The following is a 25,516-nucleotide window of genomic DNA, read 5'->3' as shown; positions in this document are numbered from 1 at the left end:
TTTCTTCGAAAGCGAAGCGTGCAGGCGTGCGGCGACGACGCCGGGAACCGCGCGGTGGCGGGAAAAAAGCGGCGGTTTCCATGAATCGCGGAATGGCGGCGCGGGTGCGCCGCTATCCGTGTCGGTCAGGAGAGGGACAGGACGCTCCCGCGCGTCAGCGCGGCGCCTGCCAGGGAAGCTCGCCGCCGACCAGCTTACCGGCGTCCTCGGGCGGCAGCGGCCGGGCGAAGTGGTAGCCCTGGCCATAGTCGCAGGCCAGCGCCCGCAGCAGGTTGGCGTCGGCGCTGGTCTCGATGCCCTCGGCGATGACGTCGAAGCCGAGCAGGCGCGCCAGATCCATGATGATGCGCACGATGGCGCGGTTTTCTTCCGACTGGTGCATGGCCGAGACGAAGGAGCGGTCCACCTTCAGGCTGTCGATCGGCAGCTTGTGGAGGTAGGAGAGCGACGAATAGCCGGTGCCGAAATCGTCGATCGACAGCTTGATGCCGAGCGCCCGCAGATCCTGGAGCAGGCGGATCGACTGCTCCGCCTTGTCCATCACCGCGCTTTCGGTCAGCTCCAGCTTCAGCCAGGACGGCTCGACCCCGGTCTCGCGCAGCACCTCGCGCACCACCTCGACGAAGTTCGGGTCGGAGAGCTGGCGGGTCGACAGGTTGACGCTCATGAACAGCGGCGCCGATCCCGGCTCGCGGTGGTCCTGCCAGAGGGCGATCTGCCGGCAGGCCTCGCGCAGCACCCAGGTGCCGAGCGACACCACGAGGCCGGTGCTCTCGGCGATGGGGATGAAGACGCCGGGCGGGATGTTGCCGCGCTCGGGGTGGTTCCAGCGGACCAGCGCCTCGAAGCCGGCCAGGCCCCCCGTCACCATCTCGACGATCGGCTGGTAGGCGACCCACAGGTCGGTGCCGCGCTGGAGCGCGCCGCGCAGGTCGTTCTCCATCCGCACCTGCTCGACCACATGGGCGTGCATGGCCGGGTCGAACCAACTCTGGCGGCCGCCGCCCTGCTCGCGGGCGCGGCCGGTGGCGATCTCGGCGTCGCGCAGCACGTCCTCGGGCCGCTCGTGGCTGGGCATCGCCACGGCGACGCCGATGCTGGCCGACAGGAACACCGTGCCGCCGGAGCTGGAGCGCGCCGAGCGCACGACGCCCGACAGCTCGTCCAGCGAGCGTTCGACCACCGGCCGGTCGCAGGGCCCCGCGACCAGCAGCGCGAAGGCGTGGTCGCTGACGCGCGCGATCAGGTCGAAGGCGGCCCCGTGCGCGCCCAGCCGGTGGGCGAGGTCGTCCAGCAGCTCGTTGGCGAAGGCCTGGCCCAGGCTGGTGCGGATGTCGGCGAAGCGGTCGATGTCCATGATGACGAGCGTGAAGGGCTCGCCCATGTTGCGGTAGTCGGCCATGTGCTTGAGCAGCATCAGGCGGTTGGCCAGCCCGGTCACCGGGTCGTAGTAGGCGAGGCGGAACAGGTCGTCCTGCACCTGCCGCCGCTCCGTCATGTCCTGGATGATGACGAAATAGCCGGCGATGGCGCCGTCCGGCGTGCGGTGGGGAGCGTGGACGCGCAGGATGTAGCGCTGCTGCCCGTCGGCCTGGGTCATCCAGCCTTCCGAGCCGGCGACCTCGCCGTTCAGCGCGCGCTTGACCAGGCTGGTCGTGCTGCGCTGCACCTCCGGCCCGAGCATGTCGCCGATGGTGGAGCCGAGCGCGCGATCCAGCGTGGCGCCCATCATTTCCAGATACGCGCGATTGGCGTAGATGTGGCGGCGCTCGCGATCGAGAAGCCCGACCTTGACCGGCATCGCGTCAAGAATCTGGCGCAGCGTGTCGAGCGCCGGAGCACCGGAGGCGGTCCCGGACAAAGCTTCGACCAGCGCGGAGATGTGGGGGTCCGGATTCATGGCGAGGAAAGAGCGGAGCAACCAGCGGGAAATCGTCGCCCAACACTTACGCGATGTGTTGCCTTCGCGTCAAAACCAAAGCCACCGAAACGAGCCTTATCTTTGCCGTTTCCACGAGATCGGAACCGACAATCAAGCTTCATACTCCAGTATTCACGCAAGCCGGGGTTGCGGCTGGGCAGGGAATCAAATTGTTTTTGCGATTGATCTTGCGTGCCCATGCGATTGCTCCTGCCGCGACGCCTGAGAAGTATCATTCTTCCACCCGTTACCGGGAAAAAATCCAAGGTTGCTCAATTCGCCAAACCAATCCGTTTTGAGAGAGTCGCGCGCAACGGGCATGCCTGCGCTTCCCATTCGAACGGTCGCCAGCACCGGCGCTTTCCCCCTATACTGCCAAGACAAATAGGGGCGTTGGCCCGGCCGGCGCCCCGGATCAACGGCATCAGGGGAGAACGACGCCATGGCTTTCAAGGATCTGCTGGTCGTTGTCGACAGCGGGGCCGCATCCGAGGCCCGCCTCGATCTGGCCGCCCGGCTGGCGACGCAGACCGACGCCCATCTGACCGCGCTCTACACCTTCACCGACGTGGCGCTTCCCGGCTACATCCAGGCCGAGCTTCCGGCCGAGCTGCGCGCGAACCGCCGCAAGGCGCTGGACGAGCAGGCCGCCGCCGCCGCCCGCCGCTTCGAGGAGGCGATGCGCCGCCACGGCCGGACCGAGCGGTCGGAATGGGTCGCCATCGAGGGGGATCCGACCGCCGCCGCCGCGCTGCGCGGCCGCTACGCCGACCTGATCATCGTCGGCCAGCCCGACCCGCATCACGACCGCGAAACGCCGGTCGCCCAGCCCGCCGACCTGCTGTTCGAAACCGGCCGCCCGCTGCTGGTCGTGCCCTACGCCGGCCGCTTCGCCAGCATCGGCGAGCGGGTGCTGGTCGGCTGGAACGGCAGCCGCGAGGCCGCCCGCGCGATCGGCGACGCCATGCCGCTGCTGGAGCAGGCCCGCAGGGTGGTGGTGATGGCCGCCAACCCGAAGCCCGGCCCGAACGGCCTGGGCGACGAGCCCGGCGCCGACATCGCCCGCCACCTGTCCCGCCACGGCTGCAAGGTCGAGGCGGCGCACATCAGCACCGACGTGGTCGAGGCCGGCGACACGCTGCTGAACGTCGCGGCGGACGAAAGCTGCGACCTGCTGGTGATGGGCGCCTACGGCCGGTCGCGCCTGCGCGAGCTGGTGCTGGGCGGGATGACCCGCTTCATGCTCCAGCACATGACCGTGCCCGTGCTGATGAGCCACTGAGGCGCCTGTGGGGTTAAGCGACCGCTCCCGCCGGAGTCGCCCTGGCGGCGCTGTGGAGTCGTCGCGGAGTCGGCCGTGGGGAAAAGCGACCGGCCCGCTTTTCCCCGTCCCCCGGCGTGGGGGAAAGCGGCCGGACCGTGGGGGAAAGCGGCGCGACTCGGGGCTTTCCCCTGGGGAGAAGCGGCGAATCAACTAATAAGAAATCCAACTAGCCGCAAATAGCCCGGTCGCCTAACCCCACATTGACTCCCCCGCCGCCGGCTCACCAGGATGCCTCAACATTTTGGTGGGGCGGCGATGGGCGACATACACAGGCTGGTGATCGAGCATGGCCGCGACCGCGCGAGGGCGCTCGTCCGGCCGGAGGAGCGTCCGCTGGTCGACATCGCCGCCGACATCCTGGCGGACGAGAACCAGCATCTCGGCATCACCTACAGCGGCTTCTGCCTGACCAGCCTGCCGCACAAGAAGCTGGCCGACGACGCCCCCTGGGAGAAGCGCGGCCATCAGGTGACGCTGCTGGTCGAGCCGGGCCGCCTGAAGGTGAACGGCAAGGTGAAGCTGTTCGGCGTGCCCTATGGCGCCCGCGCCCGCATGATCCTGATCTATCTGCAAACCCAGGCGGTGCGCACCGGCCGGCGCGAGGTGGAACTCGGCCGCTCGATGCGCGACTGGCTGACCCGCATGGGGATCAGCGTCGGCGGCGAGACCTTCAAGGGTTTCCGCGAACAGTCGCTGCGCATCTCCGCCTGCACGCTGAAGTTCTTCTGGGACGGCGAGAACGCCGACGTCTTCGAGAAGGGCGGCATCGTCAAGCGCGGCCTGATCTTCCACGACGATCTCGGCGACCAGCGGCAGGGCACGCTGTGGAACGACGTGGTGCAACTGGACGAGACCTTCTTCCAGGCGCTCCAGGATCACCCGGTGCCGCTGCTGGAGGAGGCGGTGCGGCAGTTGAAGGACCGCTCGCTCAGCCTCGACCTCTATGTCTGGCTGGCCTACCGGCTGCATTCGCTGCAACGGCCGCAGCCGATCTCCTGGCCGTCGCTCTACGCCCAGTTCGGCGCCGGCTACGACCAGATGAAGCATTTCAAGCCGCGATTCGTGCAGGCCCTGCAATACGCGCTGGCCGCCTACCCCGACGCCAAGGTCGAGCCGGCCGACGACGGCGTGGTCCTGCACCCCAGCCGCCCGCCGATCGCCCGCCTGCTGGCCTGAGGCCGGTCCCGGCGGGCGCCGTGGGGTGAGGCGACCGGTCGCTTAACCCCACGCCTCCCCTCCCGGCCTGGCCCTCTCAACTCGGCCCGGATTCCCCGCACCAGGGCTGGCGCCGCTCGCCATGATAGGGCCGGACCAGGCCGGTCCTCAGCAGGGCTTCGGTCAGGTCGCCGCCGCCGGCCACCCGCACGCGGGCGCGCACCCGGCCGCCGTACTTGTCGGGCTGCACGTCCAGGAGATGCACCAGCCCGACGCCGACCAGCTCGCGCACCGCGTCGCGCGCCGATTCCGCCAGCGCCTTCTCCTCCGGGCAGTGGGCGCGCATTTCGGGGGCGTCGACGCCGTCGAGCCGCACCTTGGTTTCCACCGACTGCCCGAGCCAGATGATGGCGCGGACGGTCAGGGTGTCGCCGTCCACCACCTCGACGACCTCCGCCGGGATCGGGCCGGGCAGCGTGGCGGGCGCACCGCCGGCCGACGGGGCCCAGGCCGCGGCCAAGGCGGCGGCCAGCGTGGCGGTCGATGTCCAGCGGCGGAGCGCGTGCATGGGAGGAAACCTCGGGCCAAGGAACGGAAAGCGTGTCCTTGGCGCCGAGACTACCGCGCCCGCCCGGCCGGAGCAAGGCGCATAAGGGCTTTTATTCCTGAATACCTTTGTATTCTATTTGGATTCCGGCCCACAATCAGACAGAAATCCTATTCTCCCTATCACCCGGTCCGCCTCAAAAGTCCGAACAGCGCCCCTTGAACTCCCAGTCGCCGTAGCGGGTCGGTTCCGGCCCCTGCGGGCCGCCGATCTCGCCGGGCTTCTGCTCCGGCCCCGTCAGGGCGGAGGCGTCGGAAGCCGTCCCGGCGGGCGGCGTGGTGGCGTCCGCCTTCGGATCGACCGGAAGGGGTGTCGGTGCGGCGGGGGCGGGGGCGGCGGGGGTCTTGTCGGTCATGGCAACCTGCGTGCAACCATCTTGAACGGGGGCTTCGGCCAAGCCCATATCATCGGCGAGGCGGGGCGGAAAGCCCGCCGGCCCCATCCTGAACCGATGCGACTGCCATGACCAGCACCCTGAAGACCACCATCCTCCTCGCCGCCCTGACGGCCCTGTTCATGACGGTCGGCTTCCTGCTGGGCGGGAAGACTGGCCTGATCGTCGCCTTCGTCGCCGCGCTTGGCATGAATCTCTTCAGCTACTGGAATTCCGGCGACATGGTGCTGTCGATGTACGGCGCCCGCGAGGTCGACGCCTACTCCGCCCCCGAATATTACGGCATCGTCGCCCGGCTGGCCGAGCGCGCCGGCCTGCCGATGCCGCGCGTCTTCATCATCGAGAACGACCAGCCCAACGCCTTCGCCACCGGCCGCGACCCGGAGCACGCCGCCGTCGCCGCCACCACCGGCCTGCTGCGCATGCTGAGCCCGGAGGAGGTCGCCGGCGTGATGGCGCACGAGCTGGCCCATGTGAAGAACCGCGACACGCTGATCATGACCGTCACCGCGACCATCGCCGGCGCCGTGTCGATGCTGGCGAATTTCGGCCTGTTCTTCGGCGGGTCGAGCAACGACGGGCGCAGCAACCCGCTGGGCATGGTCGGCGCCGTCCTGGCGGCGGTGCTGGCGCCGGTCGCCGCCTCGCTGGTGCAGATGGCGATCAGCCGCACCCGCGAGTACGAGGCCGACCGCATCGGCGCCGAGATCTGCGGCCGCCCCCTGTGGCTGGCCGACGCGCTGACCAACATCCACAACGCCGCCAACCAGATCCCGAACTACCAGGCCGCCGCCCATCCGGCCACCGCCCACCTGTTCATCGCCAACCCGCTGGCCGCCACCGGCCTGTCGGGCCTGTTCTCCACCCACCCCGACATGGGCGAGCGGGTGCGCCGCCTGCGGGCGATGGCGGTCCCCCCGACGGGCTACGCCCAGCCGCGCGGCGGCTTCATGCCCCAGCGCCAGAACCGCCCCGGCCCCTGGGGCTGAGGCGGGCCCCGGCGGTTAGGGGATTGCGCGCCGGAGGGGTTGGCGACTACCTTTCCGGCACCGCACAACCACCATGTCCGCCAGGGGTCGCCCGCATGTCCGTCGCCGAGAAATACCGGCTCGTCACCCGTTCCGACTTCGACGGTCTGGTCTGCGCCGTCCTGCTGAAGGAACTGGGCATCCTGGACGAGATCAAGTTCGTCCACCCCAAGGACATGCAGGACGGCAAGATCGAGATCACCGACCGCGACATCACCACCAACCTGCCCTACGTCGACGGCGCCCATCTGGTCTTCGACCACCATCTGTCGGAAACCATCCGCGTCGGCGAGAAGCCGAACTACGTCATCGACCCCAAGGCCCCCTCGGCGGCGCGCGTCGTCTACGATTACTACGGCGGCAAGGAGCGTTTCCCGACCATCTCCGACGAGATGATGCGGGCGGTCGATCAGGCCGATTCCGCGCGCTACGACCGCGACGACATCCTGAACCCGACCGGCTGGACCCTGCTGAACTTCCTGATGGACGCGCGCACCGGGCTCGGCCGCTTCCGCGAGTTCCGCGTGTCGAACTACCAGTTGATGATGGACCTCATCGACTATTGCCGGAACCACAGCATCGACGAGATCCTGGCCCTGCCCGACGTCAGGGAGCGGGTCGAGCTGTACAGCCAGCACGCCGGGCCGTTCGTCGACCAGCTCAAGCGCTGCTCGACCGTGCGCGGCAACGTCGTCGTCCTCGACCTGCGCAACGAGGAAACGATCTACGCCGGCAACCGCTTCATGATCTACGCGCTGTATCCCGACACCAACGTGTCGATCCACGTGCTGTGGGGCCTGAAGCAGCAGAACACCGTGCTGGCCTGCGGCAAGTCGATCATCAACCGCTCGTCGAAGACCGACATCGGCCCGCTGATGCTGGAGTATGGCGGCGGCGGCCATCAGGCGGCCGGCACCTGCCAGGTTCCCAACGACCAGGCCGAGGCGGCGCTCGACGCCATCGTCGCCCGCATGCGGGCGGACGGCTGACCCTTTCACACCCCATCATGCTGACCACCCACCGCCTCTTCTCCGAGGCGTGGCTGGCCGACCTGTCGGCCGACACGCCCCGTGAGCGGGCTCTCGACAGCGCCCGGCCGGTGATCGACGCGGCGCTGCGGCGGATCGCCGAGGCCCTCGGCCAGTGGCGCGCCCAGGCGGAGGCGCTGGGCGCCAGCGGCGACCCGGCCCACATCACCCCGCTGCTGCGCACGGAAACCGAGGGGCTGCCGCGGGCGGCCGAGGCGGCGGACAGCGCCGTCCACGACGTCATGCAGCGGGTCGCCTTCAAGCGGCGGGAGCTGATGCCGCTGTTCCCGCCGCTGCTCGACCGCATCCGTCCCGCGCACGCGGAGGCCGCGCTTCATTGCGGCGCGGCGCGCTGGCGGCTGATGGCGCTGCGGGTCCTGGCCGATCCCGGCGGTCCGTCCAGCCCGATCCAGGGCTACGGCACCCGCTATGTGAAGAGCAACCGCTTCGACGCCCGCGCCCTCCAGAGCCTCAGCGCCGCCGACCGCGTCCGCGCCGACCGCGCGCTGAAGCGGCTGGGCGAGAGCCCGATTCCGGCGGAGCTGGATCTGCGTCCGCTCGACGGGCATGACGGCCTGTGGACGATGAAGGCGGGTGGTCGCAACCGCTTCATCCTGCGCATCGGCGAGGACCGGCGCGGGTCGCACTATGTGGTTGAGGACGTCGGGCCGGCGGGTGGGGTGGAGGCGGCTTGAATTGGCCTCCGTCTGGATTGTCCATTATTTTTAGACACAGATGAACACAGATAGACACCGATAAATTTTTCTTCGAGACACAGGCCGTATCGCTAAAAAACTGTGCTTACTTAAATCCGTGTCTATCTGTGTTCAGGAAAAATCCAAGCGTCAAATCCCCGCCACGCCCCACAGCAGCAGGGCGACCAGCCCAACCAGGATCAGCGCGGCCACCGCGTAGAGCGCCAGCGCCCGCCCGATGTCGACCGGGGTGACGCGGGCGCGGCCGTCGCCGATCCACGCCTCGGTGATGACCACGCCGCCGTCGCGGTGCGGACCGCCCAGCGACAGCCCGAGCGCGCCGGCCATCGCCGCGATCGGCCAGCCCATGTTCAGCGACGGGTGCTTGCGGGCGTCGCGCGCCAGGGCGCGGAAGGCGCCGCCGCCCTTGGCCGAGACGAAGGGGGCCGCTAGCGCCAGCAGCAGCGCCGCCAGCCGCGCCGGCAGCGCGTTCAGCGCGTCGTCCAGCGTCGCGGCGGTCGAGCCGAAGCGCCGGTGCCGCACGCCGGGGCTGCCCAGCGCCGCGTCGGCCCCGTCCATCGCCGTCCACACCAGCAGCCCCGGCACGCCGAGCAGCGCGTAGGCGAAGACCGGCGCCACCAGCTTGCGGTCGAAGGCGCGGGCGGCGGCCTCCACCGCAGCGCGGGCGACGCCATGCTCGTCCAGCCCGTAGGCGTGGCGCCGGGTCAGCCCCTGGACCGCCTCCTGCCCGGTGTTGACCCCGCCCGTTTCCAGGGCGCGCCGCACCGCGCGCACCCTGGTCCAGGCGGCGCGCCCGCGCAGGCCGCACAGCAGGACCAGCAATTCCAGCAGCCAGCCGCGCCCGAACGAGCCGATCCACTCGACGGCCAGCCCGGCCCCGACGGCCATCAGCACCAGCGCCAGCACCACCAGCGCGCCGCGCACCATCCGGTCGGTGTCGCCGCGCCCGGCCCGGTTCAGCCGCGCGTCGGCCGCGTTGCAGAAGCGGACGGCGAGCCGCGCCGGATCGGGCAGGATCCGGTCGAGCCAGTCGCCGAAGACCGCCTCGATCGCCAGCGCCAGAAGCAGGATCAGCAGCGGGCCGGGACCGCCGAAGGCTGTGCCGAACATCGCCGCCTCTCCCGTGGCGTCAGCGCGCGCCGGCCTGGCGCAGCAGGCTGGTCACGCGGGCGTTGCGGCCGTCCTCGGCCCAGTTCATCGCCGTGCGCCCGGTGAAGTCGGAGCGGTCCACCTTGGCCCCGCCCTTCAGCAGCCGGTCGACGAGGTCGGCCCGGCCGCCGCGCGCGGCGGCCATCAGCGGAGTCATGCCCTCGCGGTTGTCCTGGTCGATCTTGGCGCCCTTCTTCAGCAGCAGGTCGACGATCTCGAAATGCCCGCCCTCCACCGCCGCCAGCAGCGGCGTGTTGCCGGCCTTGTCGGCGCGGTTGACGTTGGCGCCGCCGTCCAGCAGCGTGCCGACGATCGACGGGTTCCCGGCGATGACCGAGGTCAGCAGGGCGGTGCGCCCGTGGATGTCGGTCTGGTTGGGGTTGTCGCCCCGCAGCAGCGCCGACTTCAGCTTGGACAGGTCGCCCTGGTTCACCGCCTGCATGACGCCGGTGTCCTGGAACAGGCTGATCTGGGCATGGGCCGGGACGTGGGCCGAAACGCTCAGCCCGGCGGCGAACAGGCACGCAATCAGCAGCCGCTTCATGGCGGGTGTCCTTCCTTGACAGCGAGATAAGCCGGATACTAGCCAAAAGGGCCGACCCTCAAAAGGATCTATGCTCGGCCGGCCCGGTCTTGTCCACCTTCGCCCGACGGATATCATGCCGCGCAACCCGCTCGCCCGTCACATCGCGCTGTTCCTGCTGGTCAAGGCCGCGCTGATCGCGCTCGGCCTCTGGTGGTTCCTGGCCTCCATGCCGGAGCCGCGCGGCGCGGCACCGCCGCCGCCCGCTGCCGCCGGGAAGCCCTGACGGAACCTCCGCGCGTCCGGCGGGTTGGATTCGGGCCGTTGGATTCGGGCCGACGGAACGAGCACGCGAACGGAGGGGTGGAAGCATGGCCGACAGCACCGACACCAACCAGACCATCGATTCCAGCGCCTGGACGGGCGAGGCGGAGACCGGCGGAGCCGCGCCGCGCGGCAGCATCCGCGAGGCGGTCGCCGTCTTCGACAGCCGCGATTCCCTCCAGCAGGCCATCGACGACCTGACGATGGCCGGCTTCCAGCGCCACGAGTTGAGCCTGCTCGCCAACGACCAGACCATCCGCGACCGGCTGGGCCATGTCCCGCAGCGGGTCGATGATCTCGCCCACGACCCCGACGCCCCGCGCCAGTCCTTCGTCTCGCCGGAGGACATCGGCAGCGGCCAGGGCGTCGCGGTCGGCTTCCCCGCCTATGTCGGCGCGATCCTGGCGACCGGCGCCGTGCTGGCGACCGGCGGCACCGCGCTGGCGGCGGCGGCGGCGGCGGCGGCGGCCGGGGTGGGCAGCGGCGCGGCCGGCTCCTACCTGTCGCAATGGCTGACCGACAAGCGCAACGAGCCGATGCTCCAGCATCTCGACAAGGGCGGCATCCTGCTGTGGGTCAACATCGGCGACGCGGCGCGCGAGCGGGCGGCGGTCGAGATCCTGAACCGCCACGCCGTCCGCCCGGCCGAGGTCCACGAGGTCGCCCAGGCCGGGTCCGACTGAGTCCGCCAGAAGCCCTGCCGGGTGCCGGAGAAGCCCTGCGGAGCGCGCCGGGCAGCCCATTGACCCACGTCATGGGTGCGCGGCGCACCCTTGCGCTATGGTCCGGGGATCGCATCCGGAGATCCCCCCTTGGACGCCCTGTCGCTGCTGCAAGACGGCCTCAACCACTGCGCCCTGGTCATCGACCGCGACGGCGGCTTCCTGCTGGCCCTGCTGTCGGCCGGGCTGGTCGGCGGCGCCACCCATTGCAGCGGCATGTGCGGCCCCTTCGTGCTGGCCCAGGTTTCCGCCCGGCTGGAGCATGTCCCGGCGGCGCGCATGTCGGAGCTCCACCGCCTGACCGGGGCGGCCGTTCTTCCCTACCATCTCGGGCGCGGGACGACCTACGCGCTGATCGGCGCGGTCGCCGCCTCGGTCGCCGGCCATGTCGGCGCCCTGCCCGGCCTGCGCTGGCTGTCGGTCGGGCTTCTGGCCTTCGCCGCGCTGTTCTTCCTCGGCTACGCGGCGAAGAGCCTGGCGGCGTGGCTGCCCCGGCTCCGGATCGCATCCGGCGCGCCGTTCCAGCGCTGGTGGGGCGACCGGGTGTCGCGCCTCGCCCGCCCGCTGTTCGGCAACCCGACGGGGTGGCGCGGCTACGGGCTGGGGGTGGCGCTGGGCTTCATCCCCTGCGGGCTTCTCTACGGCGCGGTCGCCGTCGCGGCGGCCAGCGGCAGCGCGCTGACCGGCGCGCTCGGCATGGCCGCCTTCGCCGTCGGCACGGTGCCGGGCCTGCTGGCGGTCGGTCTCGCCGGGCACCTCGCCGGGCGGACCTGGAGGACGGCGGTCGCCCGCGTCGCGCCGGCGATCATGCTGGTCAACGCGGGCGTGCTCGGCTGGATGGCCTGGAAGCTGGTCGCCTGACCCCTTTCCTCCGGACCCGGTGCGCAAAGCTTTGCCCTTGGTGAGCGGCCCTCCCCGGTGTACACCTGCCCCTTATGAAGGCGAGCCCAAGTACCACCTGCATCCCGCTCTCACGCGCCTGACGCGGAGAGCGTGAACGCGAGCGGCCTAGCAAGGTTGCCCGCGCTGGTCGCCTGCGCCCACGCGCAGGCGGGACGCCGCCGGTTCGGCGCCTCACACGCAGTGAGTGGCTCACATGGAAAACGTCTTCGAAAGCCCGTTCAAGGGCATCCCGCTGGAACAGCAGGTTACCAACCCGAACATCATCGTCGGCCGGTACAGCTATTATTCCGGCTATTATCATGGCCACAGTTTCGATGACTGCGCCCGCTTCCTTCTGCCGGACGAAGGCGTCGACAGGCTGGTGATCGGCAGCTTCTGCTCGATCGGGTCCGGCGCGGCGTTCATCATGGCCGGCAACCAGGGCCACCGGAACGACTGGATCAGCACCTTTCCCTTCTTCTGGATGCCCGAGGCGCCGGCATTCGCCGGCGCGCGGAACGGCTATCGGCCGGCGGGCGACACGGTGGTCGGCAACGACGTCTGGATCGGCTCGGAGGCGATCGTCATGCCCGGCGTCACCATCGGCGACGGCGCCGTGATCGGCACGAGGGCTCTGGTGACGCGGGACGTCGAGCCCTACGCCATCGTGGGCGGCAACCCGGCCAGGGTGATCCGGAAACGCTTCGACGACGGCCTCGTCGCGTTGCTTCTTGAGATGAAATGGTGGGACTGGTCCGACGACCAGTTGCGGGGCGCCATGCCGATCCTGACCAGCGGCGACGTCGCGGCGCTTCACCGTCACTGGCAAGACGCGATCAAGCGCAGCTGACGCGGCCGTGCCCGCTCCGCTCCCGTTCGGCCGGGAGCTGGGCGGGCACAACCGGCACCGGCGGGCGTCCGCCGGGAAACGGAGCGGCCAAACGGAACGGCCAAACGGAACGGTGGTTTCCGCCCGAATCCTCAGTGCGTCGCGCGCCCGCTCTTCAACGCCTGCCCGAGCGGGATTTCGCCGCTGCCCGGCTTGAGGGGCTGCTGCTGGCTTTCGTGCGGCGACCAGCCGGCCAGATAGAGGATCTGGAAGGTCACCGGGATGCGCCCGTCCGGCTCGGCGTACAGCTCGGCGTAGCGCCGCGCCGCGTCGAACAGCAGCCCGCGCGTCGCCGGAACCTTGCGGCGGGCCAGCACCGTGTTCGTCTCGCCCATGCCGCGCAGTTCGCGCATCAGGGCGAAGGCGTCGGAGTAGGTGACGGTCAGCGTGTCGCTGTCCACCACCGGCAGGGCGAAGCCGGCGCGCTGGAGCAGGCCGCCGGCGTCCTTGATCTCGGCGAAGGGCGACACGCGCGGCGACACGCCGCCGGCCTGTTCGAGTTCCGCCTCGTACAGGCAGCGGCGCAGCTCGAACAGTGTCTCCCCGCCCAGCATCGCGCCGCAGAAGAAGCCGTCCGGCTTCAGCGCCTGCCGCATCTGCACCAGCGCCCCCGGCAGGTCGTTGACCCAGTGAAGGCTGAGGTTGCTCACCACCAGATCGAAGCTGCCGGGGGCGAAGGGCAGGAACTCCTCGTCGGCGGCGATCCCGCGCGCCACCCGCGCGAAGCCGGGCGACAGGTCGCAGGCGACGAGACGCTCGATCCCCTTGCGCCCGGCCAGCGCCCGGCCGACCGCCCCATCGTGGCAGCCGACGTCGAGCGCCATCGGGAAGGGGCGCAGCACATCCTCCAGCCGGTCGGCCAGACGCTCGGCGATCTCGTCGAACAGGAAGGAATGGTTGGTGAATTCGGAGACGGCGCGGTCGCGGCGGCGGCGAACGAGCGCGCGGTCGAAGACGGTCATGCTGTCGGAACTGGCCATGGCCGCACTATACCCCAGCGCCGACGGGCGACAACCGTGCTACCATGGGACACCCCCACCTTCACCGACCGGCAGGGATGCGGATTCGCATGGGCATCGAGGAAGCCATCGGCGTCACCTACGAGGCGCTGATCGTCATCATCAAGATCACCTTCCCGGCGCTGGCGATCACCACCGCGCTCGCCGCGATCCTGACCATCTTCCAGTCGGTGACCAACATCAACGAGGCCTCGATCCAGCAGGATCTGAAGCTGTTCACGACGCTGGCCATCCTGTTCGTCACCGGCCCGGCGATCTTCATCGCGCTGCGCGACTACACCCTGCTGATCTTCGAACGCATCGCCATGCTGCAATAGCCGGCGCGGGCCCTCGCCCATGCCCATGCCGACCATGCCGTCGCTCCGCCGCCTCGCCGCCGCCGCGTCCGGCGCCCTGCTCGACGCGCTGCTGCCACCGCGCTGCCTGTGCTGCGGCACGGCGGTGGACCGGCAGGGCGGCCTGTGCCCCGGCTGCTGGAGCGGCCTGAGCTTCATCGCCCCGCCCTTCTGCGCCCGCTGCGGCCTGCCCTTCGAGTACGCGGCGCAGGAGGGCAACGTCTGCGGCGCCTGTCTGGCCGCCCCGCCCGCCTTCGCCCGCGCCCGCGCCGTGCTGGTGTACGACGACGGCAGCCGCCCTCTGGTCCTGGGCTTCAAGCACGGCGACCGCATCCACGCCGCCGACGCCTATGGAGGCTGGCTCGCCCGCGCCGGCAAGGAGCTGCTGGCCGACGCCGACCTGCTGGCCCCGGTCCCGCTGCACCGGGGCCGCCTGTTCCGCCGCCGCTACAACCAGGCCGCCCTGCTGGCGCAGGCGCTCGCGAAGCGGAGCGGCGTCCCGGCTGTCCCCGACCTGCTGCTGCGCCAGCGCGCCACCCCGACCCAGGGCGGGCTGAACCGCGAGGGCCGGCACCGCAACGTCCGGGGCGCCTTCCGCCTGCGCTGCGGCCCGGCGTCGGTGGAGGGCAAGCGGGTGGTGCTGGTGGACGACGTGCTGACCACCGGGGCGACGCTGGCCGAATGCGCGCGGGTGCTGGGACGGGCGGGGGCGGCGCGGGTCGACGTCCTGACGCTCGCCCGCGTGGTCAAGGAGAGCTGAGAACGGGGTGGGAGGGCCGCGGCAACAAGGCGGCGGGACGGCATGGCAGACCGGCGGCGCGGCGTCCGGCGCGACGTCTGGTGCCCCGGGGGTGTTGATCCTATAGTTTGTTCCAACACTCCCCAGGAGCCGAGCCCCATGGCCGATGTCGTCATCTACACCACGCCCTTCTGCCCCTACTGCTCGCGGGCCAAGAGCCTGTTGCAGAGCAAGGGCGTCCAGTACGAGGAGATCGACCTCTACGTCCAGCCCGGCCGCCGCAGCGAGATGATCGAGCGCGCCGAGGGCCGCACCACCGTCCCGCAGATCTTCATCGACGGCCGGCCCTACGGCGGCAGCGACGACATCCACGCGCTGGACCGCGCCGGCAAGCTCAACCCGCTGCTCGGCCTGCCGGCATGAGCGGCGTTCTGAAGGCCGCCTGCGTCCAGGTCAGCGCGGGCACCGAGCTGGAACCGAACCTCGCGGCGGCGGGCGATCTGGTCCGCCGCGCGCGCGACGCCGGCGCCGACTTCATCGCTCTGCCGGAGAATGTCGGCTGGATCGTCCAGGGCCGCGCCAAGACGATGGCGCGGGTGAAAAGCGAGGCCGAGCACCCCGGCGTGCCCTTCTTCGCCGGTCTGGCGCGCGAGACGGGAGCGTGGCTGCTGTCCGGCACCCTGCACGTCCTGCTCGACGAGCAGCGGGTCGCCAACCGCAGCTACCTGTTCGACCCGCGGGGCCGCGCCGTCGCGCAGTACGACAAGATCCACATGTTCGACGTCGACCTGAAGGACGGCGAGAGCTACCGCGAATCGGCGACCTTCCGGCCCGGCGAGCGCGCGGTGGTCGCCGCCACGCCCTGGGGCGGCGTCGGCATGACCATCTGCTACGACGTGCGCTTCCCCTACCTGCACCGCGCGCTGGCCAAGGCCGGGGCCTCGATCCTGACCGCGCCGGCCGCCTTCACGGTGCCGACCGGCCGGGCGCACTGGCACACGCTGCTGCGCGCCCGCGCCATCGAGACCGGCTGCTTCGTGATCGCCCCGGCGCAGACCGGCACCCACGACGAGGGGCGCCAGACCTACGGCCATTCGCTGATCGTCGCCCCCTGGGGCGAGGTGCTGGCCGACGCCGGGGAGGGTGTCGGCTTCGTCGTCGCCGACCTCGACATGGCGCGGGTCGAGGAGGCCCGCCGCATGGTGCCGGCGCTGACCCACGACCGCGGCTTCGAGGTCGTGCGCGAGGGCTTCTGAGCCGGCGCGGGCGCTTACGATGCGGGCAGCGGCCTCGGTTCCGGATCGCCCCCTGACCCGGTGTCCAGACCGGCGCCGGGGGCAAGGTCGTTGACCGCGCAGAGCCGCTGCACCACCGCCGCCTTCGGCGACGCGACCTCCCCCTGCTCGAAACCGACGACCTGGAGCCGGCCGCGCGCCAGTTCCAGCAGTTCGCCGCTGCGCAGCAGGAAGGCCGGCGAGGACGGGCGGCCGAAACGGGCGTTGCCGACCGCGAAGGTCTCGTAGAGCAGCACGCCGCCCGGCTCCAGCGCGTCGAGCAGGCGCGGCAGCAGGGGACGGTGCAGGTAGTTGGTGACGACGATCCCGGCGAAGCGGCGTCCCGACGGCAGGGGCCAGGAATTCCCGCCCTCCGGATCGGCCTCCAGATCGGCCTCGACCAGTTCGACCCCGGCGGCGCCGGCCAGATCGGCGACCCCGCGCAGGTCGCGGTCGAGCCCGACCACCGGATGGCCACGACCGTGGAACAGCCGCAGATGACGCCCCGACCCGCAGGCCACATCCAGCACGGCGCCGCCCGCGGCGACCAGCGGCGCGAACCGGGCCACCCAGGGCGAGGGCGGCGTCAGGGCGGCGTGCGGCGAAGGGGTCGGCATGGCGGCGGGGCGTCCTTGTCGCGGTCCGTGGTCCATGGCCCGCAAGGATGTTTCGAAATCGAACGGCATGTCGTTTGACGGCGCGCGTCCGGCGTGCTGAATTAAGCCGTTTTCAGACCGGGCCGCAACCCGGCCCGGCTTTTTCGTGTGACCGTCAGGAAGTTGGTGGGGACATGATCCTCTTCGCGTTGAAATGCACGGCCGAGCATCGCTTCGAAGCGTGGTTCCGCAACGGCGCCGCCTACGAGGAGCAGGCCGCATCCCACCAGATCGCCTGCCCGGTCTGCGGCGACACCCTCATCACCAAGGCCCCGATGGCGCCGCGCATCGCCAAGGGCGTCGCCAAGGCCGCCGACCGCAACCGCCCGCCGGAGGACGCAGCCCAGCCGGCCGCCGAGTCGGCGCCGCCCGCCGCCCGGCCCTCCGCCCAGCTGCCGGTTCCGGCCCCCGCCGCGCTGCCCGCCCCGGCCGATGTCGTCGCCTCCCTGCCGCCCTCGCTGAACGACGCCCAGCGCGAGGCGGTGGCCGAGGTGATGCGCCAGCTCGCCGAGGTCCGCCGCACGGTGGAGAAGAACTGCGACTATGTCGGCGACCGTTTCGCCGAGGAGGCCCGCCGCATCCATTACGGCGAGACCGATCCGCGCGGCATCTACGGCGAGGCCTCGTCCGACGAGGTCGAGGAGCTCCATGAGGAAGGTGTGGCATTTCACCGCATCCCCTGGCTGCCGCGCACCGATTCCTGACGCCCTCCCGCGCCGGCACGGGTTGATTCCACCCGAAACCATTTGAAAAGCCGACTGTTTGCAAGGCGTCCCCGGGAACGGGGACGCCTTTCGCGCATCCGCGCCCGCCCATGCCGCCGGAGCCCGCCCACCGACCAAGGTCGGGGGTGCACCCAACAGTGATCTGTATCAAACAATTGGGTGGATCAAGGGCGTACGTAAGGACGGTACAGCCCGAGTGTCTTAAAGGACCGTCGAACAATCGCTCGGCACTCGCGAGGGGACGCACTATGAGTCAAAACGCACAACGGATTGTAAACAATCCAAAATTCCAGGAGCTGATCGCCAAGCGGTCGGCCTTCGCCTGGACGCTGTCGATCGCCATGCTTGTCATCTACTTTGGTTTCGTTCTGCTGGTGGCCTTCGGGAAGGGTTTTCTCGGCACGCCCATCGGTTCCGGCGTGACCACCTGGGGCATTCCCATCGGCGTCTTCACCATCGTCTCCGCCTTCATCCTGACCGGCATCTATGTCCGGCGGGCGAACGGCGAGTTCGACGAGCTGAACCGCCAGATCCTGGAGGAGTCGAAGTGATGCGCGCCATCAACCGCATCGCCGCCGCGACCGCAGCGGCCGCCGCCCTGCTTCCCGTCACCGCCTTCGCGGACGCCATCGGCGGCGCCGTGCAGAAGCAGGCGACGAACTGGGAAGCCATCATCATGTTCCTGATCTTCGTGTTGGCCACGTTGGGCATCACGTATTGGGCGGCGCGCCGGACGAAATCGGCGAAGGACTTCTACGCGGCCGGCGGCGGCATCACCGGCTTCCAGAACGGTCTGGCCATCGCCGGCGACTACATGTCGGCGGCCTCCTTCCTCGGCATCGCCGGCCTCGTCTACGCCTCGGGCTTCGACGGGCTGATCTATTCGGTGGGCTGGCTGGTCGGCTGGCCGATCATCCTGTTCCTGGTCGCGGAACGCCTGCGCAACCTCGGCAAATACACCTTCGCCGACGTCGCCTCCTACCGCTTCCAGCAGATGCCGATCCGCACCATGGCGGCCTGCGGCTCGCTGGCGACCGTCACCTTCTACCTGATCGCCCAGATGGTCGGCGCCGGCAAGCTGATCCAGCTGCTGTTCGGCCTCGACTACATCGTCGCGGTGATCCTGGTCGGCGTGCTGATGATCGGCTACGTGACCTTCGGCGGCATGCTGGCGACGACCTGGGTGCAGATCATCAAGGCGGTGATGCTGCTGTCGGGCGCCTCCTTCATGGCCTTCATGATCCTGGCCCAGTTCAACTTCAGCCCCGAGGCGATGTTCAAGGCCGCCGTCGACGTCCACCCGAAGGGTCTGGCGATCATGTCGCCGGGCGCCCTGGTCACCGACCCGATCTCGGCGATCTCGCTGGGCATGGCGCTGATGTTCGGCACCGCCGGCCTGCCGCACATCCTGATGCGCTTCTTCACGGTGTCGGACGCCAAGGAAGCCCGCAAGTCGGTCTTCTACGCCACGGGCTTCATCGGCTACTTCTACATCCTGACCTTCATCATCGGCTTCGGCGCGATCCTGATGATCCTGCGCCCCGACGCCACCGGCGCCTATCCGTTCCTGACGGCGGCCCCGGCGGCCGGCGCCAAGGCGGTGGTCACCAGCATCATCGGCGGCACCAACATGGCGGCCATCCACACCGCCAACGCGGTCGGCGGCTCGCTGTTCTACGGCTTCATCTCGGCGGTCGCCTTCGCCACCATCCTGGCGGTGGTCGCCGGCCTGACGCTGGCCGGCGCCTCGGCGGTCTCCCATGACCTCTACGCCTCGGTCTTCGCCAAGGGCCGCGCCACCGAAGCGGACGAGATCCGCGTGTCGAAGATCACCACGGTGGTCATCGGCATCGTCTCGATCTTCCTCGGCGTCGCCTTCGAGAACCAGAACGTGGCCTTCATGGTCGGCCTCGCCTTCGTCATCGCGGCCTCGGCGAACTTCCCGATCCTGCTGATGTCGATGTTCTGGGGCAAGATGACCACGCGGGGCGCCGTCATCGGCGGTGCGCTCGGCCTGATCTCGGCGGTCACGCTGCTGATCCTCGGCCCGACCGTGTGGAAGGCCGTGCTGGGTCACCCGGAAGCGATCTTCCCGTACGACAACCCCGGCTTCTTCACCATCCCGCTGTCCTTCGTCGCGATCTGGTTCTTCTCGATCACCGACAACAGCGAGACCGCGAAGAACGAGCGCCGCGCCTTCGAGGCCCAGTACATCCGGTCGCAGACCGGCCTGGGCGCCGAGGGTGCCTCGGCCCACTAACGAACCGCGCGACGCCCGCGTCGCACGCCAATTGTCGCACCCGCTTTCGCGCCCTGCGGGGCGGGTGTAGCCTGAAGCGCCCCTGGATCATCCAGGGGCGTCTTTTTTTGCACGACCTCTTTCTGCCCGACACACGCGCAACCTCGCCACCGACGGAGCGGGCCGCTTGTCCGACATTCCTTCCGCCCCCTCTTCCTCCATCCATCCGGCCGAATTCGACTTCGGCCTGCCACCCTTCGACCTGCTGACCGCCGGGGAGCGCGAGGGGCTGGCGTCGGCGCTCGACATCGGGATCTACGCCAAGGGCCGCCCCCTGTTGACCCGCGACGAGCCGGTCGACGCCCTGTTCGTCGTGCTGCGCGGCTCGGTGCTGGAGCGTCACGGCGGCGAGGCCGCGGCGCTGCACGGGCCGGGCGACCGCTTCGACCTGGCGGCGCTCTACGGCGCCGGGCCGGCACGGAGCTTCGTCGCGGCGGAGGACACCGTCTGCCACCTGATCCCGCGCCCGGCGCTGGAGGCGGCGGCCCGCGACAACCCGGCCTTCGGCGCCGCCGTGCTCGGCGCCTTCGCCCAGCGCATGAGCGACCTCGCCGGCGAGCGCTCCAACCGCGAGATGGCGGCGCTGACCATGGCCCGCATCCGGCAGGCCTACCTGCACCCGCCGCTGTTCGTCCCCGGCACCGCCAGCCTGCGCGACGCCGCCGACGCCATGAAGCGCGGCAAGGCGAGCAGCGTGCTGGTCCGCGACTCCGGGCCGGATGGCGGCGAGCGCATCGGCATCCTGACCGGCACCGACCTGCGCGACCTCGTGGTGCTGGAGGGACGCTCGGTGGACGCGCCGGTCGGGCCGCTGGCCCGCTACGGGCTGCTGACGCTCGACCGCGACGACCTGCTGTTCAACGCGCTGGTGTTGATGACCAAGCACGCCGTGCGCCGAATCGTCGTGACCGAGAACGGCGCCGTCGTCGGCCTGCTGGGCCAAAGCGACCTGCTGGCGGTGCTGTCCAACCATTCCCAGGTCATCGGCCTCCAGGTCGAGCACGCCACCGATCCCGAGGATCTGCGCCGCGCCAGCCTGTCGACCGTCGAGCTGATCCGCACGCTGCACGCCACCGGGGTGAAGGTCGCCTTCATCGCCGACCTGGTGACCGAGCTGAACCGCCGCATCTTCCGCAAGCTGTTCGAGCTGCTGGCCCCGCCCGACCTGCTGGCGAACTCCTGCCTGATCGTGATGGGCAGCGAGGGGCGCGGCGAGCAGCTGCTGAAGACCGACCAGGACAACGGGCTGATCCTGCGCGACGGCTACCATTGCCCCGATCTGCCGCGCATCGCCGCCGACTTCAGCCGCCATCTGGTGGCCTTCGGCTACCCGCCCTGCCCCGGCGGCATCATGGTCTCCAACCCGGACTGGACCCGGCCGCTCGCCGCCTACAAGGACGCGATCTTCCACTGGATCCACCGCCCGGACGAGGCGGCGCAGATGAACCTCGCCATCTTCTACGACGCCGCCGCCGTGGCCGGCGATCCGGCGCTGCTCGACGAGGCCAAGGGCTACCTGCTGGGACGCCTTCAGGACAACCAGATGTTCTTCACCCATTTCGCCCGGCCGACGCTGGCCTTCGACACGCCGTCGGGGCTGTTCGCCGCGCTGTTCGAGCGGCGCCGGGCCGAGCCGGTCGACATCAAGAAGGCCGGCATCTTCCCGATCGTCCACGGCGTCCGCGCCCTGGCGCTGGAAAAGCGCATGACGGAAACCAACACGGTGGCCCGCATCTGGGCGCTGGCCGAGCTGGGCGCGCTCGACCGCAAGCTGGCCGGCGACCTGGCGGAGGCCTTCGCCATCCTCTCCACCATCCGCCTGAAGGCGCGGGTCGATTCCCCGGCCGACGGCGAAGCGGGGACGGAACTCGCCATCGACAACCTCGTCCGCCTGGAAACCCTGGGCAAGCTCGACCGCGACCAGTTCAAGGACTGCCTGGCGTTGGTGAAGAGCTTCAAGGACACCATCGCCTATCACTTCCGTCTGAACCACTGAGGGGCCGGCGATGCCGACCACCGCTATTTCGGCCGCCGGCAGCACCGCCGCCAGCACCGCCACGCGGCCCGAGGACCGCATCGCCCTCCATTGCGAGGCGACCAGCTTCGACGCCGCCAACGCCCAGCCGTTGCGGGTCGTCGCCCTGCGCATCCGCGGCGACCGCATCCTGACCGGGCAGGCACTCGACCTGCGGCCCGGCGTGGACGGGTCCGCCGCCATGGTCGGCGAGCGGCTGCGGCGCTTTGTCGCCGACCGCCCGCTGGTCGGCTACTTCCTGGATTTCTCGGCCGCGATGGCGGAGCGGCTGGCCGGCACGCCGCTGCCCAACGAGCGCGTCGAGGTGTCCGGCCTCTATTACGACCGCAAGGTCCGCAGCGCCTCGAAAAGCGCCGTCGATCTGCGGCTGGACAGCCTGATCCGCGACCTCGGCCTGCCGGTGCGCGCCGAGGACGCGCGCGGCGCGGCGCTGGCCGCCGCGATGGCGTGGCTGACGCTGACCCAGGACGAGCGCTGACGGCTCGTTCGGCACGCCGCACACGAACGTCGGCACCAGACACATTTCCGCAAAGATTGCCGGCTAACATCCGCTCACAAAGATGGTGTGGCGCACAATCTTTCATACGGATAGTTTCCGGTGGCCGGTGGAGCCGTTCCGCCGCGCGCAGCGGTGACGACGCCGAACCGGCAAGAACACAGAACCGACAAGAACAACGAACTGGGAGTACACGCACATGCGCTTCAAGACCGCCCTGGCGCTGGGCGCCACCGCCGGCGCCCTGCTGGCCGGCGCCGCCACGGCGCAGGCACAGATTTCCGGCGACGCGGTGAAGATCGGCCTGCTGACCGACATGACCGGCGCCTATTCCGACGTCGCCGGGCCGGGCGCCATCGCCGCCGCGAAGCTCGCCATCGACGACATGGGCGGCAAGGTCGCCGGCAAGCCGATCGTGCTGCTGACCGCCGACCATCAGAACAAGGCCGACATCGCCGCCAACAAGGCCCGCGAATGGGCCGACACCGAAAAGGTCGACGTCTTCGCCGAGCTGGTGACGACCTCGGTCGCGCTGGCGGTCAACGAGATCGCCAAGACCAACAACAAGATCAGCCTGATCTCCGGAACCGCCTCCTCGCGCATCACCAACCAGGACTGCTTCAAGGGCGGCATCCACTGGACCTACGACACCTACGCCATGGCCATCGGCACCGGCAGCGCCGTGGTGCAGGAGGGCGGCAAGAGCTGGTACTTCCTGACCGCCGACTACGCCTTCGGCCAGAATTTGCAGGACGACGTGTCGAAGGTGGTGAAGGCCAGCGGCGGCACGGTGGTCGGCTCGGTCAAGCATCCCTTCCCGGCGTCCGACTTCTCGTCCTTCCTGCTCCAGGCCCAGGCGTCGAAGGCGAACGTCATCGGTCTCGCCAACGCCGGCGCCGACACCATCAACGCCATCAAGGCCGCCAAGGAGTTCGGCATCGTCGAGGCCGGGCAGCGGCTGGCCGGCCTGCTGGTCTTCATCTCCGACATCCACTCGCTGGGCCTGGAGACCGCCAAGGGGCTGAACCTGACGACCGGCTTCTACTGGGACTTCGACGACAAGACCCGCGCCTGGTCCAAGCGCTTCTTCGAGAAGACCGGCAAGATGCCGACCATGGTGCAGGCCGGCGTCTATTCCTCGCTGATGCATTACTTCAAGGCGGTCGAGGCGACCGGCACCGACGACACCGACAAAGTCGTCGCCAAGATGAAGGAGACCAAGGTCGAGGACTTCTTCGCCCGCAACGGCCGCATCCGCGAGGACGGCCGCATGGTCCACGACATGTATCTGGCCCAGGTGAAGAGCCCGGCGGACTCGAAGGCGCCGTGGGACTATTACAAGATCCTGCGCACCATCCCGGCCGAGGAGGCGTTCCTGCCGATCGCCGACAGCCAGTGCCCGCTGGTCAAGAAGTAAGAGGCCGGGGAAGCCGGAGGGGAGGAGGCTACTCCTCCCCGTCCTCCACCGGCTTCTGTTCGCCGCGGATCCGGCGGCGGCGGTCGGCGCTGCGCATGATCTGCCGGCCGTGCCGGTGCGCCGAGGGGGCCTCCAGCGGGCCGCCCGGCCGCACCGGGCGCTCGGCGAAGCGGCCCAGCGAGATCATGCGGTCGTACATCACCAGCGCCCCGGCGACCCCGACGTTGATGCAGAAGGCCATCGGGATCTTCACCACGAAGTCGCAGCGGTCGATCAGCGGCTGCGACAGGCTGGCGCGCTCCGGCCCCAGCACATAGGCGGCGCGGCTCGGGTGGCGGAAGCTGGGCAGCTCGATGGCGTCGTCGGTCAGCTCAACCCCGACCAGCGCGCAGTCCCTGGGCAGGGTGAGGTCGGCGACCCGGTCGTGAACGTAGAGCGGCAGGTGCATCGTCGCGCCCGAGGTGTCGACCAGCTTGGTCTCCCGCAGATCGGGCTCCGGATCGATGGCGAAGAAGAAGGAGGCGCCGAAGGCGTGGGCGGTGCGCATCAGGTTGCCGACGTTGCCGGGCTTGCTGATGCGTTCGACGCCGATGGCGAAATAACCGCGCATGAAGGGAACCGTGGGACAGAGGTAAGGACAGGGCGGGCGGGAGCTTGCCTCGCGGGACCGGCGGAGGCAAGCTTGCCGCCATGACCCACGATCCTTCCTCCTGCTGCGGCGGCCATGGCCATGACCACCACGGCCATGACCACGCCCATCCCGCCACCGGCGCCGCCGACCTGTCCGGCCCGGCCGAAAGTCCCATCGTCGTCGAGGTGACGCGCGGCGCCATGGTGGAATCCGTCCACCGCGCCCGCGCCTGCATCGTCGACGCCGCCGGCCATGTGCTGGCCCGCTGGGGCGACATCGACGCGCCGGTCTACCCGCGCTCGGCCATCAAGTCGCTCCAGGCGATTCCGCTGGTGGAGAGCGGGGCGCTCGACGCCTTCGGGCTGGGCGACGAGGAGCTGGCGCTCGCCTGCTCCTCACACAACGGCGAGGTCGAGCACACCCGGCGGGTCGCGGCCTGGATCGCCCGCATCGGTTTGAGCGTCGAGGATTACGAGTGCGGGGCGCAGATCCCCTACGACCCCGACACCGCCGCCGCCCTGGTCCGCGCCGGAGAGGCGCCGACCGCCTTCCACAACAACTGCTCGGGCAAGCACGCCGGCTTCCTGACCACCGCCCGCCACAAGGGCGAACCGACGAAGGGCTATGTCCGCTTCGACCACCCGGTGCAGCAGCGGATCCTCGGCGTGATGGAGCAGATGACCGGGCAGGATCTGTCGCGGGCTCCCTGGGGCGTCGACGGCTGCTCGATCCCGACCATCGGTGTTCCGCTCGGCGCCATCGCCTACGCCATGGCGCGCATCGCCGACCCGGTCGACCTGCCCGACGCGCGGGCCGAGGCGGTGACCCGCATCGCCGCCGCCTGGAGGGCGCACCCTTACCTGATCAGCGGCAAGGACACCTTCGACACCGCGATGATGCAGGCGTCGGACGGCCGCGTCCTGGTCAAGGGCGGGGCGGAAGGCGTCGGCTGCGTCGTGTTCCCCGAGTCCGGGATCGGCATCGCGCTGAAGATCGAGGACGGCGGCGCCCGTGCCCGCGAGGTGGCGCTGGCGGCGCTGATCCGTTCGACCAACGCGCTGACCGAGGAGCAGTGGACGCGCGCCGCCGGCCTGCTGGCGACGCCGATCACCAACCGCGCCGGGCTGGAGGTCGGGACCATCCGCGCCGCCGGAGCCTGGCCGGCGGCGTCCTGACGCCAACATCCTGATGGCCGGGCGTCGCCCTGCGGAACTCCGCAAGCGCGATC

General features: G+C 70.1%; 29 protein-coding genes. 20 read left to right on the top strand and 9 right to left on the bottom strand.

The window, feature by feature from the left end; genetic code table 11:
* Positions 1-154: 154 nt before the first annotated feature.
* Entirely contained in the window at positions 155-1,921 is a 1,767-nt protein-coding gene (locus JN22_RS20585; protein WP_223677816.1) for a putative bifunctional diguanylate cyclase/phosphodiesterase, read from the bottom strand.
* The gene (locus tag JN22_RS20580) at positions 1,897-2,121 is read right to left on the bottom strand and encodes a hypothetical protein (RefSeq protein ID WP_143268370.1); all 225 of its coding nucleotides are present in this window, start codon (positions 2,119-2,121) and stop codon (positions 1,897-1,899) included. Before JN22_RS20580 ends, JN22_RS20585 begins: the two co-directional genes overlap by 25 nt.
* Positions 2,122-2,363: 242 nt before the next feature.
* Here JN22_RS20580 and JN22_RS20575 point away from each other — a divergent pair, with 242 nt between their 5' ends.
* Both JN22_RS20575 and JN22_RS20570 read left to right on the top strand, forming a co-directional pair.
* Positions 2,364-3,203, top strand: coding sequence for a universal stress protein (locus JN22_RS20575; protein ID WP_085555707.1), 840 nt, complete (start codon positions 2,364-2,366; stop codon positions 3,201-3,203).
* Positions 3,204-3,500: 297 nt separating this feature from the next.
* Positions 3,501-4,421, top strand: a complete 921-nt coding sequence (locus tag JN22_RS20570; RefSeq protein WP_085555706.1) for a replication protein RepA — start codon at positions 3,501-3,503, stop codon at positions 4,419-4,421.
* Positions 4,422-4,497: 76 nt separating this feature from the next.
* On the opposite strand, the gene JN22_RS20565 is transcribed toward JN22_RS20570, so the two are convergent.
* Positions 4,498-4,968 (bottom strand): thermonuclease family protein, encoded by a 471-nt coding sequence (locus tag JN22_RS20565; protein ID WP_085555705.1) that lies wholly within the window; start codon positions 4,966-4,968, stop codon positions 4,498-4,500.
* 175 nt (positions 4,969-5,143) lie between these two features.
* Positions 5,144-5,362, bottom strand: a complete 219-nt coding sequence (locus JN22_RS20560) for a succinate dehydrogenase assembly factor 4 (RefSeq protein WP_085555704.1) — start codon at positions 5,360-5,362, stop codon at positions 5,144-5,146.
* Positions 5,363-5,469: 107 nt separating this feature from the next.
* Here JN22_RS20560 and htpX point away from each other — a divergent pair, with 107 nt between their 5' ends.
* From htpX to JN22_RS20545, 3 genes are all read left to right on the top strand, one after another.
* Positions 5,470-6,390: a zinc metalloprotease HtpX gene (htpX, locus tag JN22_RS20555; protein WP_085555703.1), complete on the top strand. Its 921-nt coding sequence runs from the start codon at positions 5,470-5,472 to the stop codon at positions 6,388-6,390.
* A gap of 95 nt (positions 6,391-6,485) precedes the next feature.
* The gene (locus tag JN22_RS20550) at positions 6,486-7,418 is read left to right on the top strand and encodes a DHH family phosphoesterase (protein ID WP_085555702.1); all 933 of its coding nucleotides are present in this window, start codon (positions 6,486-6,488) and stop codon (positions 7,416-7,418) included.
* 17 nt (positions 7,419-7,435) lie between these two features.
* Positions 7,436-8,152: a hypothetical protein gene (locus tag JN22_RS20545; RefSeq protein ID WP_085555701.1), complete on the top strand. Its 717-nt coding sequence runs from the start codon at positions 7,436-7,438 to the stop codon at positions 8,150-8,152.
* 150 nt (positions 8,153-8,302) lie between these two features.
* Here JN22_RS20545 and JN22_RS20540 read toward each other — a convergent pair whose 3' ends face one another.
* Positions 8,303-9,283, bottom strand: coding sequence for a cobalamin biosynthesis protein CobD/CbiB (locus JN22_RS20540; RefSeq protein ID WP_085555700.1), 981 nt, complete (start codon positions 9,281-9,283; stop codon positions 8,303-8,305).
* A 19-nt stretch (positions 9,284-9,302) separates the two neighbouring features.
* On the bottom strand, positions 9,303-9,866 hold the full coding sequence (locus tag JN22_RS20535) for an ankyrin repeat domain-containing protein (protein ID WP_085555699.1): 564 nt from the start codon (positions 9,864-9,866) through the stop codon (positions 9,303-9,305).
* A 115-nt stretch (positions 9,867-9,981) separates the two neighbouring features.
* Here JN22_RS20535 and JN22_RS20530 point away from each other — a divergent pair, with 115 nt between their 5' ends.
* The 4 genes from JN22_RS20530 (at position 9,982) to catB (ending at position 12,623) form a co-directional block, all read left to right on the top strand.
* Entirely contained in the window at positions 9,982-10,131 is a 150-nt protein-coding gene (locus tag JN22_RS20530) for a hypothetical protein (protein ID WP_179166197.1), read from the top strand.
* An 85-nt stretch (positions 10,132-10,216) separates the two neighbouring features.
* Positions 10,217-10,852, top strand: coding sequence for a hypothetical protein (locus JN22_RS20525; protein WP_085555698.1), 636 nt, complete (start codon positions 10,217-10,219; stop codon positions 10,850-10,852).
* Between the two features lie 129 nt (positions 10,853-10,981).
* A complete protein-coding gene (locus JN22_RS20520; RefSeq protein WP_085555697.1) occupies positions 10,982-11,752 on the top strand; it encodes a sulfite exporter TauE/SafE family protein in 771 nt (256 codons plus the stop codon).
* A gap of 235 nt (positions 11,753-11,987) precedes the next feature.
* Complete coding sequence (catB, locus tag JN22_RS20515; RefSeq protein ID WP_085555696.1) at positions 11,988-12,623, top strand: type B chloramphenicol O-acetyltransferase; 636 nt, start codon at positions 11,988-11,990, stop codon at positions 12,621-12,623.
* Between the two features lie 131 nt (positions 12,624-12,754).
* Here the strand turns inward: catB and JN22_RS20510 are convergent, their stop codons facing one another.
* Positions 12,755-13,642: a methyltransferase domain-containing protein gene (locus JN22_RS20510; RefSeq protein WP_085555695.1), complete on the bottom strand. Its 888-nt coding sequence runs from the start codon at positions 13,640-13,642 to the stop codon at positions 12,755-12,757.
* Positions 13,643-13,731: 89 nt separating this feature from the next.
* Here JN22_RS20510 and JN22_RS20505 point away from each other — a divergent pair, with 89 nt between their 5' ends.
* From JN22_RS20505 to JN22_RS20490, 4 genes are all read left to right on the top strand, one after another.
* Positions 13,732-13,998 (top strand): flagellar biosynthetic protein FliQ, encoded by a 267-nt coding sequence (locus tag JN22_RS20505; protein ID WP_085555694.1) that lies wholly within the window; start codon positions 13,732-13,734, stop codon positions 13,996-13,998.
* Between the two features lie 19 nt (positions 13,999-14,017).
* Positions 14,018-14,776, top strand: a complete 759-nt coding sequence (locus tag JN22_RS20500; protein ID WP_223677815.1) for a ComF family protein — start codon at positions 14,018-14,020, stop codon at positions 14,774-14,776.
* Between the two features lie 138 nt (positions 14,777-14,914).
* Positions 14,915-15,178 (top strand): glutaredoxin 3, encoded by a 264-nt coding sequence (grxC, locus tag JN22_RS20495; RefSeq protein WP_085555693.1) that lies wholly within the window; start codon positions 14,915-14,917, stop codon positions 15,176-15,178.
* Positions 15,175-16,011 carry a carbon-nitrogen hydrolase family protein gene (locus JN22_RS20490; RefSeq protein ID WP_085555692.1) on the top strand — a complete coding sequence of 279 codons (837 nt, stop codon included), beginning with the start codon at positions 15,175-15,177 and terminating at the stop codon, positions 16,009-16,011. The genes grxC and JN22_RS20490 overlap by 4 nt, the downstream gene beginning before the upstream one ends.
* A gap of 14 nt (positions 16,012-16,025) precedes the next feature.
* On the opposite strand, the gene JN22_RS20485 is transcribed toward JN22_RS20490, so the two are convergent.
* The gene (locus JN22_RS20485) at positions 16,026-16,646 is read right to left on the bottom strand and encodes a methyltransferase domain-containing protein (protein ID WP_085555691.1); all 621 of its coding nucleotides are present in this window, start codon (positions 16,644-16,646) and stop codon (positions 16,026-16,028) included.
* 173 nt (positions 16,647-16,819) lie between these two features.
* Between JN22_RS20485 and JN22_RS20480 the strand changes: the two genes are divergently transcribed.
* The 6 genes from JN22_RS20480 to JN22_RS20455 all read left to right on the top strand — a co-directional run bounded on the left by JN22_RS20480 (position 16,820) and on the right by JN22_RS20455 (position 23,657).
* Positions 16,820-17,389, top strand: a complete 570-nt coding sequence (locus tag JN22_RS20480) for a DUF1178 family protein (protein WP_085555690.1) — start codon at positions 16,820-16,822, stop codon at positions 17,387-17,389.
* A gap of 269 nt (positions 17,390-17,658) precedes the next feature.
* A complete protein-coding gene (locus tag JN22_RS20475) occupies positions 17,659-17,961 on the top strand; it encodes a DUF485 domain-containing protein (RefSeq protein WP_085555689.1) in 303 nt (100 codons plus the stop codon).
* The gene (locus JN22_RS20470; protein WP_085555688.1) at positions 17,961-19,670 is read left to right on the top strand and encodes a cation acetate symporter; all 1,710 of its coding nucleotides are present in this window, start codon (positions 17,961-17,963) and stop codon (positions 19,668-19,670) included. The genes JN22_RS20475 and JN22_RS20470 overlap by 1 nt, the downstream gene beginning before the upstream one ends.
* 166 nt (positions 19,671-19,836) lie before the next feature.
* Positions 19,837-21,705, top strand: coding sequence for a DUF294 nucleotidyltransferase-like domain-containing protein (locus JN22_RS20465; RefSeq protein WP_223677814.1), 1,869 nt, complete (start codon positions 19,837-19,839; stop codon positions 21,703-21,705).
* Between the two features lie 10 nt (positions 21,706-21,715).
* The gene (locus JN22_RS20460) at positions 21,716-22,222 is read left to right on the top strand and encodes a 3'-5' exonuclease family protein (protein ID WP_223677813.1); all 507 of its coding nucleotides are present in this window, start codon (positions 21,716-21,718) and stop codon (positions 22,220-22,222) included.
* A gap of 217 nt (positions 22,223-22,439) precedes the next feature.
* A complete protein-coding gene (locus JN22_RS20455; protein ID WP_085555687.1) occupies positions 22,440-23,657 on the top strand; it encodes an ABC transporter substrate-binding protein in 1,218 nt (405 codons plus the stop codon).
* A gap of 28 nt (positions 23,658-23,685) precedes the next feature.
* Here JN22_RS20455 and JN22_RS20450 read toward each other — a convergent pair whose 3' ends face one another.
* Entirely contained in the window at positions 23,686-24,267 is a 582-nt protein-coding gene (locus JN22_RS20450) for an RNA methyltransferase (RefSeq protein ID WP_085555686.1), read from the bottom strand.
* Positions 24,268-24,347: 80 nt separating this feature from the next.
* On the opposite strand from JN22_RS20450, the gene JN22_RS20445 reads away from it, so the two are divergent.
* On the top strand, positions 24,348-25,463 hold the full coding sequence (locus JN22_RS20445; protein ID WP_085555685.1) for an asparaginase: 1,116 nt from the start codon (positions 24,348-24,350) through the stop codon (positions 25,461-25,463).
* Positions 25,464-25,516 lie beyond the last annotated feature (53 nt).

Origin of the sequence: Azospirillum agricola, from assembly GCF_020005195.1 — a bacterium.
GTDB lineage: Bacteria > Pseudomonadota > Alphaproteobacteria > Azospirillales > Azospirillaceae > Azospirillum > Azospirillum agricola.
The sequence above is the reverse complement of the archived record's forward strand: the minus strand, read 5'-3'. Positions and strand labels throughout refer to the sequence as shown.

Excerpts from the sequence above, each read along its gene's own strand:
- catB (WP_085555696.1), top strand. The coding sequence starts at position 11,988 with ATGGAAAACGTCTTCGAAAGCCCGTTCAAGGGCATCCCGCTGGAACAG.
- JN22_RS20490 (WP_085555692.1), top strand. The coding sequence starts at position 15,175 with ATGAGCGGCGTTCTGAAGGCCGCCTGCGTCCAGGTCAGCGCGGGCACC.
- JN22_RS20445 (WP_085555685.1), top strand. The coding sequence starts at position 24,348 with ATGACCCACGATCCTTCCTCCTGCTGCGGCGGCCATGGCCATGACCAC.
- JN22_RS20540 (WP_085555700.1), bottom strand. The coding sequence starts at position 9,283 with ATGTTCGGCACAGCCTTCGGCGGTCCCGGCCCGCTGCTGATCCTGCTT.
- JN22_RS20525 (WP_085555698.1), top strand. The coding sequence starts at position 10,217 with ATGGCCGACAGCACCGACACCAACCAGACCATCGATTCCAGCGCCTGG.
- htpX (WP_085555703.1), top strand. The coding sequence starts at position 5,470 with ATGACCAGCACCCTGAAGACCACCATCCTCCTCGCCGCCCTGACGGCC.
- JN22_RS20580 (WP_143268370.1), bottom strand. The coding sequence starts at position 2,121 with ATGGGCACGCAAGATCAATCGCAAAAACAATTTGATTCCCTGCCCAGC.
- JN22_RS20545 (WP_085555701.1), top strand. The coding sequence starts at position 7,436 with ATGCTGACCACCCACCGCCTCTTCTCCGAGGCGTGGCTGGCCGACCTG.
- JN22_RS20470 (WP_085555688.1), top strand. The coding sequence starts at position 17,961 with ATGCGCGCCATCAACCGCATCGCCGCCGCGACCGCAGCGGCCGCCGCC.
- JN22_RS20460 (WP_223677813.1), top strand. The coding sequence starts at position 21,716 with ATGCCGACCACCGCTATTTCGGCCGCCGGCAGCACCGCCGCCAGCACC.
- JN22_RS20500 (WP_223677815.1), top strand. The coding sequence starts at position 14,018 with ATGCCCATGCCGACCATGCCGTCGCTCCGCCGCCTCGCCGCCGCCGCG.
- JN22_RS20450 (WP_085555686.1), bottom strand. The coding sequence starts at position 24,267 with ATGCGCGGTTATTTCGCCATCGGCGTCGAACGCATCAGCAAGCCCGGC.
- JN22_RS20530 (WP_179166197.1), top strand. The coding sequence starts at position 9,982 with ATGCCGCGCAACCCGCTCGCCCGTCACATCGCGCTGTTCCTGCTGGTC.
- JN22_RS20480 (WP_085555690.1), top strand. The coding sequence starts at position 16,820 with ATGATCCTCTTCGCGTTGAAATGCACGGCCGAGCATCGCTTCGAAGCG.
- JN22_RS20510 (WP_085555695.1), bottom strand. The coding sequence starts at position 13,642 with ATGGCCAGTTCCGACAGCATGACCGTCTTCGACCGCGCGCTCGTTCGC.
- JN22_RS20575 (WP_085555707.1), top strand. The coding sequence starts at position 2,364 with ATGGCTTTCAAGGATCTGCTGGTCGTTGTCGACAGCGGGGCCGCATCC.
- JN22_RS20485 (WP_085555691.1), bottom strand. The coding sequence starts at position 16,646 with ATGCCGACCCCTTCGCCGCACGCCGCCCTGACGCCGCCCTCGCCCTGG.
- JN22_RS20565 (WP_085555705.1), bottom strand. The coding sequence starts at position 4,968 with ATGCACGCGCTCCGCCGCTGGACATCGACCGCCACGCTGGCCGCCGCC.
- JN22_RS20570 (WP_085555706.1), top strand. The coding sequence starts at position 3,501 with ATGGGCGACATACACAGGCTGGTGATCGAGCATGGCCGCGACCGCGCG.
- JN22_RS20560 (WP_085555704.1), bottom strand. The coding sequence starts at position 5,362 with ATGACCGACAAGACCCCCGCCGCCCCCGCCCCCGCCGCACCGACACCC.
- grxC (WP_085555693.1), top strand. The coding sequence starts at position 14,915 with ATGGCCGATGTCGTCATCTACACCACGCCCTTCTGCCCCTACTGCTCG.
- JN22_RS20550 (WP_085555702.1), top strand. The coding sequence starts at position 6,486 with ATGTCCGTCGCCGAGAAATACCGGCTCGTCACCCGTTCCGACTTCGAC.
- JN22_RS20455 (WP_085555687.1), top strand. The coding sequence starts at position 22,440 with ATGCGCTTCAAGACCGCCCTGGCGCTGGGCGCCACCGCCGGCGCCCTG.
- JN22_RS20535 (WP_085555699.1), bottom strand. The coding sequence starts at position 9,866 with ATGAAGCGGCTGCTGATTGCGTGCCTGTTCGCCGCCGGGCTGAGCGTT.
- JN22_RS20505 (WP_085555694.1), top strand. The coding sequence starts at position 13,732 with ATGGGCATCGAGGAAGCCATCGGCGTCACCTACGAGGCGCTGATCGTC.
- JN22_RS20475 (WP_085555689.1), top strand. The coding sequence starts at position 17,659 with ATGAGTCAAAACGCACAACGGATTGTAAACAATCCAAAATTCCAGGAG.